At 69.4% G+C, this 15,605-nt stretch carries 14 protein-coding genes; 3 read left to right on the top strand and 11 right to left on the bottom strand.

Going from position 1 to position 15,605, the window contains the following annotated elements:
* Positions 1–31: 31 nt before the first annotated feature.
* Both cydD and cydC read left to right on the top strand, forming a co-directional pair.
* Positions 32–1,621 carry a thiol reductant ABC exporter subunit CydD gene (gene cydD / locus QGN31_RS10835; RefSeq protein ID WP_236593115.1) on the top strand — a complete coding sequence of 530 codons (1,590 nt, stop codon included), beginning with the start codon at positions 32–34 and terminating at the stop codon, positions 1,619–1,621.
* On the top strand, positions 1,608–3,281 hold the full coding sequence (cydC, locus tag QGN31_RS10830; RefSeq protein ID WP_051019743.1) for a thiol reductant ABC exporter subunit CydC: 1,674 nt from the start codon (positions 1,608–1,610) through the stop codon (positions 3,279–3,281). The genes cydD and cydC overlap by 14 nt, the downstream gene beginning before the upstream one ends.
* Before the next feature lie 26 nt (positions 3,282–3,307).
* On the opposite strand, the gene usfY is transcribed toward cydC, so the two are convergent.
* The 11 genes from usfY to QGN31_RS10775 all read right to left on the bottom strand — a co-directional run bounded on the left by usfY (position 3,308) and on the right by QGN31_RS10775 (position 15,091).
* A complete protein-coding gene (gene usfY / locus QGN31_RS10825) occupies positions 3,308–3,619 on the bottom strand; it encodes a protein UsfY (RefSeq protein WP_014385114.1) in 312 nt (103 codons plus the stop codon).
* A gap of 144 nt (positions 3,620–3,763) precedes the next feature.
* Positions 3,764–5,161, bottom strand: coding sequence for a bifunctional lysylphosphatidylglycerol flippase/synthetase MprF (locus QGN31_RS10820; protein WP_014385115.1), 1,398 nt, complete (start codon positions 5,159–5,161; stop codon positions 3,764–3,766).
* A gap of 143 nt (positions 5,162–5,304) precedes the next feature.
* Positions 5,305–6,180 carry an acyl-CoA thioesterase II gene (locus QGN31_RS10815; RefSeq protein ID WP_026071347.1) on the bottom strand — a complete coding sequence of 292 codons (876 nt, stop codon included), beginning with the start codon at positions 6,178–6,180 and terminating at the stop codon, positions 5,305–5,307.
* A gap of 26 nt (positions 6,181–6,206) precedes the next feature.
* Positions 6,207–7,625 (bottom strand): pyruvate kinase, encoded by a 1,419-nt coding sequence (gene pyk, locus QGN31_RS10810; protein WP_008257742.1) that lies wholly within the window; start codon positions 7,623–7,625, stop codon positions 6,207–6,209.
* 66 nt (positions 7,626–7,691) lie between these two features.
* A complete protein-coding gene (locus tag QGN31_RS10805) occupies positions 7,692–8,135 on the bottom strand; it encodes a DUF2752 domain-containing protein (RefSeq protein WP_201409270.1) in 444 nt (147 codons plus the stop codon).
* A gap of 51 nt (positions 8,136–8,186) precedes the next feature.
* Complete coding sequence (locus tag QGN31_RS10800) at positions 8,187–9,806, bottom strand: prolipoprotein diacylglyceryl transferase (protein WP_201409269.1); 1,620 nt, start codon at positions 9,804–9,806, stop codon at positions 8,187–8,189.
* Entirely contained in the window at positions 9,803–10,618 is an 816-nt protein-coding gene (gene trpA / locus QGN31_RS10795) for a tryptophan synthase subunit alpha (RefSeq protein ID WP_201409268.1), read from the bottom strand. The genes QGN31_RS10800 and trpA overlap by 4 nt, the downstream gene beginning before the upstream one ends.
* Positions 10,615–11,877, bottom strand: coding sequence for a tryptophan synthase subunit beta (trpB, locus tag QGN31_RS10790; RefSeq protein WP_201409267.1), 1,263 nt, complete (start codon positions 11,875–11,877; stop codon positions 10,615–10,617). The genes trpA and trpB overlap by 4 nt, the downstream gene beginning before the upstream one ends.
* 70 nt (positions 11,878–11,947) lie before the next feature.
* On the bottom strand, positions 11,948–12,766 hold the full coding sequence (gene trpC, locus QGN31_RS10785) for an indole-3-glycerol phosphate synthase TrpC (protein WP_008257758.1): 819 nt from the start codon (positions 12,764–12,766) through the stop codon (positions 11,948–11,950).
* 113 nt (positions 12,767–12,879) lie between these two features.
* Entirely contained in the window at positions 12,880–13,560 is a 681-nt protein-coding gene (locus QGN31_RS10780; RefSeq protein ID WP_201409266.1) for a TIGR02234 family membrane protein, read from the bottom strand.
* Positions 13,553–15,091 carry an anthranilate synthase component I gene (locus tag QGN31_RS10775; RefSeq protein ID WP_014385120.1) on the bottom strand — a complete coding sequence of 513 codons (1,539 nt, stop codon included), beginning with the start codon at positions 15,089–15,091 and terminating at the stop codon, positions 13,553–13,555. The genes QGN31_RS10780 and QGN31_RS10775 overlap by 8 nt, the downstream gene beginning before the upstream one ends.
* 53 nt (positions 15,092–15,144) lie before the next feature.
* Here QGN31_RS10775 and QGN31_RS10770 point away from each other — a divergent pair, with 53 nt between their 5' ends.
* Complete coding sequence (locus QGN31_RS10770) at positions 15,145–15,603, top strand: peroxiredoxin (protein ID WP_008257761.1); 459 nt, start codon at positions 15,145–15,147, stop codon at positions 15,601–15,603.
* The last annotated feature ends 2 nt before the right edge of the window (positions 15,604–15,605 follow it).

Below are 15,605 nucleotides of genomic sequence, written 5' to 3'. Positions count from 1 at the left end.
GGCGGCGCTGCGCCGCTACCTGGTCGCCGCGGTGGGTTGCGGGGTTTTGATCTCCGGCTGCGCAATCGGCTCGGCGATCGTGTTGGCGCGCATCGTCGCACGCGTCGTCGACGATCCCCCCGCGCGCGGCCTGCACGCTTGGTGGGGTCCGCTGTCACTCCTGTTGGCGCTGTGGGTGATTCGCGCGATAGCGCATTGGTTTCAGGCCCGATTGGGGCAGCGGGGAGCCAGCGCCGTCATCGCGGACCTGTCCGGCCGGGTGCTCGATGCGGTGACCGCCAGGCAGCCCGGTGAGCTCGCGGCGCAACGCGACGCCGCCGCGGTGGTGGTCACCCGCGGACTCGACGGCCTGCGGCCCTACCTCACCGGATACCTGCCGACGTTGCTGCTCGCCGCGATCCTGACGCCGGCCACCGTCGCCGTGATCGCGGCCTACGACCTGAAATCGACGGCGATCGTGGCGATCACGCTGCCGCTGATACCGGTCTTCATGGTGCTGATCGGGCTGGCGACCCGGGACCGCTCGGCGGCCGCCCTGGCCGCGATGACCACCCTGCAGGCGCGGCTGCTGGACCTGATCGCCGGGATCCCCACCCTGCGCGCGTTGGGACGCGGCGCCGGCCCCGAACAGCGCATCGCCGAACTCGCCGCCGCGCACCGGCGCTCGGCCATGGCGACGCTGCGGATCGCCTTCCTGTCGGCTCTGGTGCTGGAATTGCTGGCCACCCTGGGGGTGGCGCTGATCGCCGTCGGAATCGGGCTCCGCCTGGTGTTCGGCGAGATGACCCTCACCACGGGTTTGACGGTGCTGTTGCTGGCGCCGGACGTGTACTGGCCGCTGCGCCGCATCGGCGTGGAGTTCCATGCCGCTCAAGACGGAAGGGCCGCGGCCGGTGCGGCGTTCGCCCTTATCGGCGAGCGCGCCCCGGCCAAGGGCCGCACCCGGACTGTGACCGCGCGCGGCGCGCCGATCCGCCTCGAACGTCTCACCGTCGCCGGCCGCGACGGTCGGGCACCGTGGGATCTGGACGCGGTGATCGAGCCCGGCGCCGTGACCGTGCTGACCGGGCGCAACGGTGCCGGGAAAAGCACCACGCTGCAGGCGATCGCCGGCATCACCGAGGCCTCGTCGGGCCGGGTCACCGTCGCCGGGGTCGATGTCGCGGATCTCGAGCCGGCCCGGTGGTGGGCTCAGCTGTCCTGGCTGCCCCAACGCCCGGTGCTCGTTCCCGGCACCGTCGATGACAACCTGGCGCTGCTCGGAGAGCTCGAGGACCGCGAAACCGCCTGTGCGGTATCCGGATTCGACGCCGTGTTGGCCGAACTTCCCGAAGGGGGCGACACCGTGCTGGGGCGCGGCGGCGTCGGGCTTTCTTTGGGACAGCGGCAACGGCTGGGTCTCGCGCGGGCCCTCGGATCGACGGCCGACGTGCTGTTGCTCGACGAGCCGACCGCGCACCTGGACGCGCGCACCGAGGAACGGGTCTTGCGGGCCATCGCGGCGCGGGCGCGCGCCGGTGCGACCGTGATCGTGGTCGGGCACCGCGAGCCGGTGCTGGCCATCGGCGATCGGGTCGTCGAGGTGATCGCCGACCGTGGGGTGCACTATGCCCCGGTCTGATTCGGCGGCGACTCGCCCTGAACCCCTACTTGCCGCCGCGGTGCTGCTGCGGCCCCGGTTGCCGCGCGTGCTGGCCGCGATCACGCTCGGGGTGCTCTCGCTGGGCAGCGCGCTGGCGCTGGCCGGTGTTGCGGCGTGGCTGATCACCCGCGCCTGGCAGATGCCGCCCGTGCTCGACCTCTCGGTCGCCGCGGTCGCGGTGCGCCTGTTCGCGATCTCGCGGGCCGTGCTGCATTACTGCGAGCGCCTGGTCACCCACGACACAGCCCTGCGCGCCGCCGGCACCGCCCGGGTGCAGGTCTATCAGCGGCTGGCGCGTGGGCCCGCGGCGGCCGCCGTCCGGCTGCACAGCGGTGAGCTGGTGTCCCGGGTGGGCGCCGACGTCGACGAGCTGGCCAACGTCTTGGTGCGCGCCCTGGTCCCGATCGGCGTCGCGGCGGTGCTGGCGCTCGCGGCCACCGCGGTCGTCGCCGCCATTTCGCCGGCGGCGGCCGTCGTGCTCGCCATCTGCCTGCTCATCGCCGGTTTCGTCGCCCCTCGCCTCGCCGGGCGGGCCGCCGCGACCCAGGAGGAGATCGCGCGGCAGCAGCATTCCGAGCGCGACACCTCGGCGCTCGTCGCGCTCGAACACGCGCCCGAGCTTCGCGTCGCCGGCCTGCTCCCCGGCGTCATCGCCGAATCGCAACGCCGGCACCGCGCCTGGGGTGACGCCCTGGACACCGCGGCCAAACCGGCCGCCATTGCCGAGGCGATGCCCACGGCGGCCGTCGGGGCCAGCGTGCTGGGTGCGGTGGTGGCCGGGATCGGGTTGGCATCCGCGGTCGCGCCCACCACGCTCGCCGTGCTGATGTTGCTGCCGCTGTCCGCGTTCGAGGCGATGACGCCGCTGCCGGCGGCGGCCGTGCAGCTGACCCGGTCGCGGATCGCCGCGCGGCGGTTGCTCGAGTTGGCGGCCGAGGGCCCGCGCGAGACCGTCGACGCCACGCAGACGACACCGAGGCCGGTCGGCACCTGCCGGTTGTCCGCGGACGTGCGTTCGGGTCACAGCGCGGCAGGCTCGATCCGCGTCGCGCTGGACCTGCCCCCGGGCGCGCGGTTGGCGGTGACCGGCGCCAGCGGCTCGGGGAAGACGACGCTGCTGATGACGCTCGCCGGGTTGCTGCCGCCGCGCGAAGGGCAGGTGCTGCTCGACGGCGTCGCCGTGACTCGGTTCGACGAAGCCGATTTGCGCTGCGCCATCGGCTTTTTCGCGGAGGACGCCCACATTTTCGCCACCACGATCCGGGACAACCTGCTGGTCGCCCGCGGCGACTGCCGCGACGACGAACTCACCGCGGCCCTGGGCGCCGTCGGGCTGGGCGGGTGGCTCGCCGGCTTGCCCGAGGGCTTGGCCACGGTGTTGATCGGTGGCGCGCAATCCCTTTCGGCGGGCCAGCGCCGGCGGCTGTTGCTGGCCAGGGCGGTCCTATCGCCCGCGCGGATCGTGCTGCTCGACGAACCCACCGAACACCTCGACGTCACCGACGCCGACAAGGTCCTGCGCGACCTGTTGGCCCAGGATTCCCGGCTGCTGTCCCCCGAGCGCACCGTGGTGGTGGCCACTCACCACCTGCCCAAGGGAATTGGCTGCGACGAGCTGCGCGTCGATCACAAAGCCTGAACTACCGCGTGTCCGAGGGGCAGCGGTCAGCTGGCCGGGCGCTGCCGATGGGCGTCCGGGTGCTCGTCATACCAGCGGTTCTCGAGCTTGCGGACCCGCCCGCGTTCGACCTTGAGCCACACCAACCCGACCGTGATCGCCGCGATCGCGATCGCGCCGCCGATCAGGCTGCGGCCTTCGTGGCCGGTGCCGAGGGCGACGAGGCACCGAAAGACGGCGATCACGCCCACCAGCATGAACAGGTAGCCAGGCCAGCTCATCACGTCGATCAGCGACTCACCCGCATGCGGCCTGGTCGTCCTCGCATGGTCGATGGGGTCGCGAAACGTGTCACCCATGACAAAGTGCCTTTCCCCGAGTGTCCACCGCGGTATCCGGGGGGTGCCTACCTCTTCAACGGTAGCGACGAAGGGTGAGAATGTGCTGTCGGGTAACTGGACGGCCGCTGCCAATCAGGCTGTCCCCCATGGCCGGCGGCACGCTCAGAGGTGTCGGCGGCGCGGCATGAACTCCAGCGACAGCAGCACGAACAGTAGCGGGACGATCTGTGTCATGGAGATCAGCGCGTAGCGCCGCGCGTCGAGCGCGTGCCACTTGCGCACGTATCGGTATAACGACTCGAGCGCGATCAGCGGGTCGAGGATGTGGATCAGCCGGTAGAACACGCGCTGGGTCCAGCCGCGGTTCTTGTCGTCGAATATCTCGGGGAAAGCGGCGAAGGCGAGCGAAACCCGCTGTGCCCCATTGTCTTTGCCGGCCATGATCATGTCGACGCTGAGTCGCTCGTCGAGCCCGTTGGGGGCGCCGCGGCGTCGCCACGGGACGTCGAGGGTGATGTCGCTGCCGCCGCCGGCCGTGGCGTATCGGTGAAAGGCCTGCACCTTGCCGGTGGCGTCCCTGGCGATGATCAGCTGTATCCCCGGGAAACGGCCTTCCAGGACGCCGTCGAGATTCATGTGGAATCCGCGGTCGGCGCGCGCCCCCTTGGACGATTCCCGCACCACCTCGGTCAGCTCGGCCAGCAACGTGTGGTCGAGCTCCTGCTCGGCGACGATTTCGGTTGTGACACCGCAGTTATGGGTGCGCTTAACCGCCTGACGCAGGTTGCGGAACCTGCGGCCCACCATGTCGAAGCCCGACACGTCGACAACGACGTCGCGCCCAATCGGTATGGCCCGCAACGTTTGTCCCAGGGTGGCCGGGTCGGTCCACAGTTCACGCCGCCGCTCGCCGCACCCCACGACCGCGATGCGCCATCCGTGGGCATGACAGGTGGCGGCGAAATCGGCCACCAGTTCGCCGAAACGCTTCTCGTCGCCGATGGGATCGCCGCTCACCACGGCGATTCCCATCCGCGTCCGGTAGGCCAGCGCCGCGGAGCCGTCGGCGGTGAAGTGGTAGCTCTTGCCGGTCTGCATGGTGAACGGCGCCAACGCGTCATCGCGGGTCACCTTGATCAATTCCCACACGCGCGGCAGGTCGGCGGGCCGCGGGTGTGAGGTCATCGGCCACATCAACACCAGGCCCGAGCTGGCGATCACGACGTCACCGAGCAGATCGAAGGACAGCACGTGCATGCCCAGCCCCGCCAGCACGAAAAACGCGGCCGCAATGGCGTGCATCGTCGTCACCGGGCGGCCCAGGAAGACGCCGCGCGCGATCCACGCCACCGCGACCAGGACCGTCAACGACCACGCCAACCGGTCGGCGAAATGCCAGTTGGGTTGGCTGTGGTGGCGGGCGAGTATCTCGATGAGCCAGCACGCCGCGCACAGCAGCGCCAGGGCGCCGATCAGCCGGGCCGCCCGCGAATCGGCCGAAACGACAACACGTTCGCGCACGCGAGGTCGTGCTGTGACGTCCACCACCGGCCCGTTCACACTCACCTCCCGATGCGCTGACAACAGCTGGGCGGCATGTCTGCCGCCTCTGCACCGAATACCCGGCTACGTCAAAGCTACGCCCGATCACGGCCCATTCGGGAGAGATTCGCGCGGATATCCTGCAGCTATTGGGTAACGGTTTATCGGGGAGAAGACGGAAAGTACTTCAGCACGCCCTCCTGCACCACCGTGGCGAGCGGCTGCCCGGACCGGTCGAAGAAGTGCCCGGTGCCCAGGCCACGCGAATCCGCGGCCACGGGCGACGACGTCGAGTACAACACCCAGTCGTTGAAGTTGACCTGCCGGTGAAACCAGATGGAATGGTTGGCAGACGCGGCGAAGATGCGGTCGAAGCCCCAGGAGAGGCCGTGCGTGGTGATGACCGAGTCCAGCACCGTGGTGTCCGAGGAGTACACCATTGTCGCCGTGTGCAATACCGGGTCCTCGGGAACCTCGCCCAGTGCCTTGACCCAGACCCGGTTGTGGGGCAGCCGATCCCCCTTCGTCCGCATCACCCACGCCGGGTCATTGGTGTAGCGCCACTCGATGGGCTGCAGGGCGTTGACGAAGTGCGGGACCGTCTCCTCGTACCCGCGCAACAGCTCGCCGATCGTGGGTTGCGTGTGCGGTTCGGCGACCTGCGGCGGCTCGATGCCGTGCTCGAGGCCCCGGCCGCCGGCCATGTAGGAGACCATGGCCGAGCACAGCAACGTGCCGTCTTGCGTCGCGTCGACGCGCCGGTTGGCGAACCGCCGCTCGTCGCGCAGCCGGGTCACGCGGTATTCGATGTCCTTGCCGGTGTCGCCACCGTTGATGAAGTGCACCGAGAGCGCGCTCGGCGGCAGGTCGCCGCGAACCAGGCTCCGGCTGGCCGCGACGAACGCTTGCGACATGAGCTGACCACCGAACGTCCGCATCGGGTTCTTGCTGGGATGCGAGCCGATGAACAGGTCATCATCGAGACGATCGAGGTCGAGTGTCGCCAGCAGTTCCTGGAAATCAGAATCGGTGCTGATGGCGGCCTCTCCTTCGGGTCCGGGCGTTAGACGTCGTCCTCCCCGATCCGGTGCACGTGGATCAGGTTGGTCGACCCTACTGTGCCAGGTGGCGCGCCGGCGACGATGACCACCAGGTCGCCGCGCTTGTAGCGACCGAGTTCGAGCAGCGACTTGTCGACCTGGCGGATCATGCCGTCCGTGGAGGTCATCATCGGGACGATGAACGTTTCGGTGCCCCAGGTCATGGCGAGCTGGCTGCGCACCTCGGGCCAGGCGGTGAAGGCCAGCAGCGGCAGCGGGGTGTGCAGGCGCGCGAGCCGCTTGACCGTGTCGCCGGATTGCGTGAAGGCGACCAGGGCTTTGGCGTCGAGCCGCTCGCCGATGTCGCGGGCCGCATAGGAGATCACGCCGCGCTTGGTGCGCGGCACGTGGGTCAGCGGCGGGGCGGCCGTGGAATTGTCCTCGACCGCGCAGATGATGCGCGACATGGTCCGCACGGCAGCCATCGGATACTTGCCCACCGACGTCTCCCCGGACAGCATCACCGCGTCGGCGCCGTCGAGGACGGCGTTGGCGACGTCGGAGGCCTCGGCGCGGGTCGGGCGTGAGTTCTCGATCATGGAATCGAGCATCTGGGTGGCCACGATGACCGGTTTCGCGTTCTCCCGGGCCATCTGGATGGCCCGCTTCTGCACCAGCGGAACCTCTTCCAGTGGCAGCTCGACGCCGAGGTCGCCGCGGGCCACCATGATGGCGTCGAAGGCCAGCACGATGGCTTCCAGATTGTCGACGGCTTCGGGCTTTTCCAGCTTGGCGATCACCGGAACCCGTCGCCCGACCCGGTCCATCACCTCGTGCACCAGCTCGACGTCGGCCGGCGAGCGCACGAAGGACAGGGCGACCAGGTCGACGCCGAGGTCCAGGGCGAAGGTGAGGTCCTCGATGTCCTTCTCCGACAAGGCCGGTGCCGACACGTTCATGCCCGGCAACGAGATTCCCTTGTTGTTGCTGACCGGGCCGCCCTCGACGACCGTGCAGATGACGTCGTCGCCCTCGATGCCATCGACCACCAGGCAGACCTTGCCGTCGTCGACCAGAACCCGGTCACCGACGGCGGCGTCCTCGGCCAGTTTCTTGTAGGTGGTCGACACCCGGTCGTGGCTGCCCTCGCAGTCGGCGACGGTGATCCGGACGGTCTCACCGTCGGCCCAGTAGGTTGGGCCGGTCGCGAAGCGTCCCAGCCTGATCTTGGGGCCCTGCAAATCGGCGAGCACGCCGACGGCACGGCCGGTGGCGTCGGAGGCCACCCGGACCCGTTCGTAGGCCGCTTTGTGATCGGCGTAATCACCGTGGCTGAAGTTCAACCGGGCGACGTCCATTCCCGCCTCAACCAGCGCCAAGATCAACTCGTCCGAATTGGTCGCAGGCCCAAGGGTGCAGACGATCTTCCCGCGTCTACTCACGCCGACCCAGCATAGTCGCGTGTGACCCCCGGGGCGTGCACATAACGCCGCCGGGGCAGTGTGCTTTTACCCACCAAGAACGGTCGGAATCAACGGGAAGGCGGGCAAGTTACGCGCAACCGTCCAAACGGCCGTCGCGACCACGACGGTCAGCAGCGCCGGCCGTGACAGCGGCGATGCGCCGCGCGCGCGGCGAACCACCAGCCACGCGGCCAGCATCGGGATTGCGACCAGCACGAAAACGTTGTCGTGGAGGGCGGCCGCCAGGTCACCGTGCACCACGTCATACGTCATCCGCAGCCCGCCGCAAAACGGGCAGTTCCAGCCGGTGAGCCACCTGAAGGGACACGGCGGATAGATCGACGCGGGATTGTGCGGGTCGGCCAGCGCGACGTAGCCGAGCGCGCCGCCCAGCGCGAGGCCGGTCGCGGCCCCGACGTAGCCGAGATGATGACGCAGACCGTGCGCATCGGCATGCGTGGGTGGCAGGGCGGGCCTCGCGTTGGTCACAGTGCTTCCAGCATGCCAGATGCACCGCGCCCCGACGTCATGAGCGGGTGGTCAGCGGCCCGACAGTCGGTTCCGCAGACGCGAGCCCCATCGCCGCCGGGTTTCCGGTTGATCCGAAATCTTTTCGGCGACGGGCTCTTCCGTAGTGGCTTCTGCGCTTTCGGCTTCCGGTTCCTCGTCTTCCGCCTCGTCGGCGGGTTCCGGTTGCGGCGCTTCGGCTTCCGCCTCGGATTCCGGCTCGTCGAGCTCGAGCTCTTCGGCCTCGGATTCCTCCGCCTCGGCCTCATCGGCCACCGCCTCGGCCTCCGGCTCGTCCGCGTCGCCCTCGGATCCTTCGGCTACCGCCTCGTCGGCTTCCGCTTGCGGCGCTTCGACTTCCGTCGCGACCTCCGGCTCGTCAAGCTCGAGCTCTTCGGCCTCGGATTCCTCCGCCTCGGCCTCATCGGCCACCGCCTCGGCCTCCGGCTCTTCGGCGTCGCCCTCGGATTCTTCGGCGTCCGCCGTGTCGGCTACCGCCTCGTCGGTCTCTTTCCCTTGCGGCGCTTCGTCTTCCGCGGCGGCCTCCGGCTCGTCAAGCCCGAGCCCGTCGGCCTCGGATTCCTCCGCCTCGGCCTCCTCGGCCACCGCCTCGGACTGCGGCTCTTCGGCTTGTGCCTCGTCGGCGTCGGCGACGGCCGCGGTCCCCAGCGCGGATTCGGTCGGCACGTCGTCGTCACCGCCACCCGCCGCGGCCGTCGCACCCGCCGCGGCCATAGTCGCCGCAACGGTCGCCGGCTCCAGTTCGGCGGATTCCTCGTCAATGTATTGGTTTCCGCGCAGGCTCTCGGGATCTTCGCGGCCCCTGGGCGCCGCCATGATGTACACCACGGCCCCGATGAACACGAAAGTCGATGTGAACGAATTGATCCGGATGCCGGCGATGTGGGTGGCGGTGTCGTCGCGCAGCAGCTCGACACAGAACCGGCCCACGCAATAGCCGGCCACATAGAGCGCGAACAGCCGGCCATGTCCCAGCGTGAATCGCCGGTCCGCATAGATCAGCACGGCGAAAATCAGCAGGTTCCACAGCAATTCGTAGAGGAACGTCGGTTGCACGACGAGTGCCACCTGCCCGGTGGAGATCCCGTCCAGCGAATGCGGGTCGATGTATCCCGAGGGGTCCCGGCGGTAGAAGATCTCCAGCCCCCACGGCAGCGTGGTCTCGCGGCCATAGAGTTCCTGGTTGAAGTAGTTCCCCAGCCGACCGATGGCCTGCGCCAGAATGATTCCCGGGGCGATCGCGTCGGCGAAGGCCGGCAGCGGAATGCCGTGCCGGCGGCAGCCGATCCAGGCGCCCACACCCCCGAGCGCCACCGCACCCCAGATGCCCAGTCCGCCGTCCCAGATCCGGATCGCCGCCCCGAGCCCGGCTCCGCCCGGGCCCCAATAGGTTCGCCAGTCGGTGGCCAGGTGGTAGAGCCGACCACCGATCAACCCGAACGGCACGGTCCACAGCGCGATGTCGTAGATCACCCCACGTTCACCGCCGCGCGCCTCCCAGCGCCGGTCGCCGATCAGCAGGGCGGCCACGATGCCGGCGATGATGAACAGGGCATAGGCCCGGATGGGCAGCGGCCCGACGTGCCAGACGCCCTGCGCCGGACTCGGAAAATAGGCGAGCAACTTCGTCACGACGCGGCCGCCCTTTGACGTACACCGGCGGCGAGTTCCTCAGTGAGTGCGCGCAATGCGGTCAAACCCCCGTCCCCCAGCGCCGACACCAGCGCGGAACCGACAATGACACCGTCGGCGTAGCCGCCGATCTGGGCGGCTTGCTCACCCGACCGCACCCCCAGCCCGACACCGACGGGGATGTTCGATATCTCCTTGACCCTGCCCACCAATTCGGGCGCGGCATTGGACACCACGTCGCGTGCTCCCGTGACGCCCATCGTCGACGCCGCGTAGACGAATCCGCGGGACGCCTCGACCGTCATCGCCAAGCGCTGCGGCGTCGAGGACGGCGCCACCAGAAATATCCGGTCCAACCGATGCTCCTCGGACGCCGCCAACCACTGCCCGGCTTCGTCGGGGATGAGGTCCGGAGTGATCAGGCCGTATCCGCCGGCCGATGCCAGGTCGCGGGCGAAGGCGTCAATTCCGTAGCGCAACACGGGGTTCCAGTAGGTCATCACCACGGCGTGGCCACCGGCGGCGCTGATCGCCTCGACCGCGGCCAGGGTGTCGCGGACGCGCACTCCCCCGTGCAGCGCGGCCTCGGTGGCCTTGGCGATGGTCGGGCCGTCCATGCCGGGATCCGAATAGGGCACCCCGACTTCGACGATGTCGCAACCGGATTCGACCAGGGCGACCATCGCGTGTACGGACGTCGTCACATCCGGGTACCCAGTGGGCAGATAGCCGATCAGCGCGGCGCGACCGTCGTCGCGGCACACATCGAAGATCGGCCCGAGCCTGCTGGCTTCGCTCTGCTTGACGGTCATCGGTCGCTGGATCCCAACAGCCCGAACCACTGCGCGGCCGTCTCGACGTCCTTGTCCCCGCGGCCGGACAGGTTCACCACGATGATCGAGGCCTTCCCCAATTCGGGGGCGACCTTCAGGGCCCCGGCCACCGCGTGCGCGGATTCGATGGCGGGGATGATCCCCTCGGTGCGGCACAGGGTGCGGAATGCCTCCATCGCTTCGGAGTCGGTGATGGGCCGGTACTCGGCGCGTCCGCTCTCGCGCAGCCACGCGTGTTCCGGACCCACCCCCGGGTAATCGAGACCCGCTGAGATGGAATGGGATTCGATGGTCTGCCCGTCCTCGTCCTGCAGCAGGTAGGAGAACGATCCCTGGAACGCCCCGGGGGAACCGCCGCTGAAGGTCGCGGCGTGCCTTCCGGTTTCGACGCCGTCGCCGGCCGCCTCGAATCCGATCAGCCGCACGCCGGGATCGTCGATGAACGGGTGGAAGATGCCGATGGCGTTCGATCCGCCACCGATGCAGGCCAGCACCGCGTCGGGCAGCCGGCCCGCCTGCGCCTGGATCTGGGCGCGCGCCTCGAGGCCGATGATGCGCTGAAAGTCGCGCACCATGGCGGGAAAGGGATGGGGCCCCGCCGCTGTGCCGAAGCAGTAGAAGGTGTTGTCGGCATTGGTAACCCAATCCCGGAAGGCTTCATTGATGGCATCCTTGAGCGTCCTCGAACCGCTCTGGACCGAGACGACCGTGGCTCCCAGCAAGCGCATCCGGGCCACGTTGAGCGCCTGGCGTTCGGTGTCGACGGCGCCCATGTAGATTACACACTCCAGGCCGAGCAGGGCGCACGCGGTGGCGGTCGCCACGCCGTGCTGACCGGCCCCGGTCTCGGCGATCACCCGCTTCTTGCCCATGCGCTGAGCGAGCAGCGCCTGGCCGAGCACGTTGTTGATCTTGTGAGAACCGGTGTGGTTCAGGTCTTCTCGCTTGAGGAAGATGCGGGCGCCGGCCTGCTCGGACAGCCGAGGCGCCTCATACAGCGGTGACGGCCGCCCGGCGTAGTGCGCCTGCAGATAGTCCAGGGTGTCCAGGAAATCCTGGTTGACGCGCTCCTTCTCGTAGGCCGCGGTGACCTCTTCGATCACGGCCATCAACGCCTCGGCGACGTAGCGGCCGCCGTACACACCGAAATGGCCACCCGCATCGGGTTCGTGGCGGGTGGGTTCGGCGATGGCTGCGCTCGGAAGCGGAAGGTCCGGGCGGGACAGATCCACCATCACCAAGGCTCTACGCGGGGATGGCTCATGGGGTTCAACGTTACAGCGAAGGGGCTCTTCAGTGACGCAGCGACTAGCGAGAGGGTTTCGGACAGGACGGATGGGTGCCCGCGGTGACCAGATCGGCGACCGCGGCGCGCGGGTCACCACTTTTGACCAGACCTTCGCCCACCAACACGGCGTCGGCACCCGCACCGGCGTACGCCAGCAGGTCTGCGGTACCGCGCACACCGGATTCGGCGATCCTGATCACGTTGCTGGGCAGCCCGGGAGCGATGCGCGCGAAGCAATCCCGGTCCACCGCCAGCGTGGCCAGATCGCGGGCGTTGACGCCGATTACGTTGGCCCCGGCCTTGAGCGCGCGGTCGGCTTCCTCTTCGGTGTGCACCTCGACGAGTGCCGTCATGCCCAGCGATTCGGTGCGGTCCAGCATCGACACCAACGCCGACTGCTCCAGCGCGGCGACGATGAGCAACAACATGTCGGCGCCGTGCGCACGCGCTTCGTGGATCTGATAGGGCTGCACCACAAAGTCTTTGCGCAAAATCGGTATCGAGACCGCCGCCCGAACCGCGTCGAGATCGTCGAGCGAACCGTGAAAGCGGCGCTCTTCGGTCAAGACGCTGATGATGCGCGCGCCGCCGTCCTCGTACGCCCTGGCCAGTTTGGCCGGATCGGCAATGGTCGCCAGGGAACCCGCCGACGGGCTGGCGCGCTTGACTTCGGCGATGACGCCGATTCCGGGCTCGCGCAGGGCGGCCATTACGTCGCGGGGCGGCGGCGCGGCCGCCGCGGCGGCCTTGATCTCGGACAGGCTGATGAGGGCTTCGCGCGCGGCAACGTCGGCCCGGACTCCCTCGAGGATGGAGTCAAGCACGGTTGCCGGACTCATGCCTGTCGTTTCCCTTCGCCCTGTCGCCCCGCTGTCATCCCACGGCCACTCGGTTGTCCCCGGCCGATTGCGACGACGTCAATGAAGGGTAGCGGCCCGCGGCTTGCGGCCCGTCACCGACCCTCGGTGTCAGACTCGCTCGGCGCATCGGTTGGGTCACGCCCCTCGTCAAGCGCGTCCCAGATCATCCGCTCCGACATTTCCGGCGTCTGTCGCCCCTCCAGCATCGCCCCGGAGGCGTCGTCGCGTCGGGCAATCGAGCGGCGCGTCGCCGGCGTCGTGTACTTGATGGCGCTGGATCGGGCCGACCCGGAGTCCGACGCTGACCGCATCAGCAGGACGGCCGCGATCAGGGCGCACGCGGCGGCGGCCACCGTGACCCCGGCGCCCCAGTACTGTCGCTCGCTCCCTACCAGCGACATCACCGAGACGTGCGCCAGCTCGGCGCCGCGGACCGCCACGTCGGGCAGCGCCCACAGGCTGACGCCCAGGTAACCGACCGCCAGGCTGGCCAGCGCCAGCAACCCCGCCAGCGCGCGCAGCGGCCAGCCCCGCACGGCGATGGCGGCGACGGCCGCGGCCAGCAGCAGCATCGCCAACGGCAGCAGCGCCGTCGACCACGCCCCGCCGGACAACGTCACCTCCTTGGGCGGCCCCAGCCCGTCGAACGACCGGATCACCACCCAGGGCAGGCGCGAGGCCACCCACAGCGCGCCCGCGGCCACCACCAGCGTCGCCTGGGCGATGCGGATCAACCAGGGACTGTTCAGGCGGCGCGCCGAGGCCTCAGCCATCGCGGCCGGCCCCGGGCTCGGTCAGCGTCTCGGCCGCCGCGATCGCGCTGAGCACCGCGCGCGCCTTGTTGGTCGCCTCGGTGTATTCGTAGGGGCCGTTGGAGTCGGCGACCACCCCGCCCCCGGACTGCACGTAGGCGGTGCCGGCTCGCATCAGGGCGGTGCGGATGGCGATCGCGAAGTCGGCGTTGCCGGCGAAGTCCAGGTAGCCGACCACGCCGCCGTACAGGCCGCGGCGCGTCTTCTCCACCTCCTCGATCAGCTCCATGGCCCGCACCTTCGGCGCGCCCGACAGCGTGCCGGCCGGGAAGCAGGCCGTGACCGCGTCCAGGGCGGTCCGGCCCTCGCCGAGCAGCCCGGTCACCGTCGACACCAAATGCATGACGTGGCTATAGCGTTCGATGTGGCTGTAGTCCTCGACGCGGACGGTGCCCGGCGCGCACACCCGGCCGAGATCGTTGCGGCCCAGATCGACCAGCATCAAATGCTCGGCGCGTTCCTTCTCGTCGGCCAGCAGCTCCTTTTCCAGCAGCTGATCCTCTTCGTCGGTGTCCCCGCGCCAGCGGGTTCCGGCGATCGGATGGGTGGTCGCGACGCCGTCGGCGACGGTGACCAGCGCCTCCGGGCTCGACCCGACGATCGAAAAGTCCGTTCCCCCAGCGTCATTCGGCACGTGCAGCAGGTACATGTAGGGGCTCGGGTTGGTCACCCGCAACATCCGGTACACATCGATCGGGTCGACGGCGGTGTCCATTTCGAATCGCTGCGAGGGCACCACCTGAAAGGCCTCACCCGCGGCGATCTGCTCGACGAGGTAGTCGACGATCTTCCCGTATTCCTCGACGCTGCGCTGCGCGCGGTAGCGCGGCTCGGGCCGGTCGAACGTGGCGACGGTCGACGACAGCGGCTGGCCCAGCGCCCCGGTCATCACGTCCAGCCGGGCGACCGCGTCGTCGTAGGCCTCGTCGACCCGCTCGTCGGTCCCGTTCCAGTTCACGGCGTTGGCGACCAGCGTGATGGTGCCCTCGTGGTGATCCACCGCCGCCACGTCGGTGGCCAGCAGCAACAACATGTCCGGCAGGCCCAGGTCGTCGACGGCCAGCTCGGGCAGCCGCTCCAGGCGCCGCACCAGGTCGTAGGCGAAGAACCCGACCATGCCGCCCGACAGCGGCGGCAGACCCGCCAGCGGCCCGGTGGCCAGCAGCTCGAGGGTGGCCCGCAGGGCCCGCAGCGGGTCGCCTCCGGTGGGCGCGTCCTGCGGCACCACGCCGAGCCAGATCGCCTCGCCGTCGCGCACGGTCAGCGCCGAGGGCGCTCCGGCGCCGATGAACGACCACCGCGACCAGGAGCGGCCGTGCTCGGCCGACTCCAGCAGAAAGGTGCCCGGGCGGTTGGCGGCGAGTTTGCGGTAGGCCGACAGCGGCGTCTCGCTGTCGGCCAACACCTTGCGGGTCACCGGGACCACGCGGTGCTCGGCGGCCAGCTGGCGGAAATCCTCTCGTGAGGTCGTCGCGGCGAGGTGGGCGTGCACCGACCCATCCTCCCAGACGCGGGCGGACGGCTCGCGCGCGTAGCGTGTCCGCCATGAAACCTGGTGAGACCGTCGCCGACTTCGAACTGCCCGACCAGACGGGCACGCCGCGCAAGCTCAGCGAATTGCTGTCCAGCGGGCCCGTCGTGCTGTTCTTCTACCCCGCGGCGATGACGCCCGGCTGCACCAAGGAAGCGTGCCATTTCCGCGACCTGGCCGCCGAATTCGCCGCGGTCGGGGCCAACCGGGTGGGGATCAGCGCCGACCCGGTGGACAAGCAGGCCAAGTTCGCCGACCTGCGGAAGTTCGACTACCCGCTGCTGTCGGACACCGACGGCACCGTCGCCGCCCAATTCGGCGTCAAGCGCGGCCTGCTGGGCAAGCTGATGCCGGTCAAGCGCACCACGTTCGTCATCGACACCGACCGCACGGTGCTCGACGTGATCTCCAGCGAGTTCAACATGGACACCCACGCCGACAAGGCGCTGGCGACGCTGCGCGCCCGGTCCTAGCG

The organism is Mycobacterium sp. 2-64 (assembly GCF_035918375.1).
Lineage (GTDB): Bacteria > Actinomycetota > Actinomycetes > Mycobacteriales > Mycobacteriaceae > Mycobacterium > Mycobacterium intracellulare.
The sequence above is the reverse complement of the archived record's forward strand: the minus strand, read 5'-3'. Positions and strand labels throughout refer to the sequence as shown.

What these genes read in the sequence shown, in the direction of transcription:
- cydC (WP_051019743.1), top strand. Translation starts at nt 1,608, where the DNA reads ATGCCCCGGTCTGATTCGGCGGCGACTCGCCCTGAACCCCTACTTGCC.
- usfY (WP_014385114.1), bottom strand. Translation starts at nt 3,619, where the DNA reads ATGGGTGACACGTTTCGCGACCCCATCGACCATGCGAGGACGACCAGG.
- trpA (WP_201409268.1), bottom strand. Translation starts at nt 10,618, where the DNA reads ATGACCGTCAAGCAGAGCGAAGCCAGCAGGCTCGGGCCGATCTTCGAT.
- trpC (WP_008257758.1), bottom strand. Translation starts at nt 12,766, where the DNA reads ATGAGTCCGGCAACCGTGCTTGACTCCATCCTCGAGGGAGTCCGGGCC.
- QGN31_RS10780 (WP_201409266.1), bottom strand. Translation starts at nt 13,560, where the DNA reads ATGGCTGAGGCCTCGGCGCGCCGCCTGAACAGTCCCTGGTTGATCCGC.
- QGN31_RS10770 (WP_008257761.1), top strand. Translation starts at nt 15,145, where the DNA reads ATGAAACCTGGTGAGACCGTCGCCGACTTCGAACTGCCCGACCAGACG.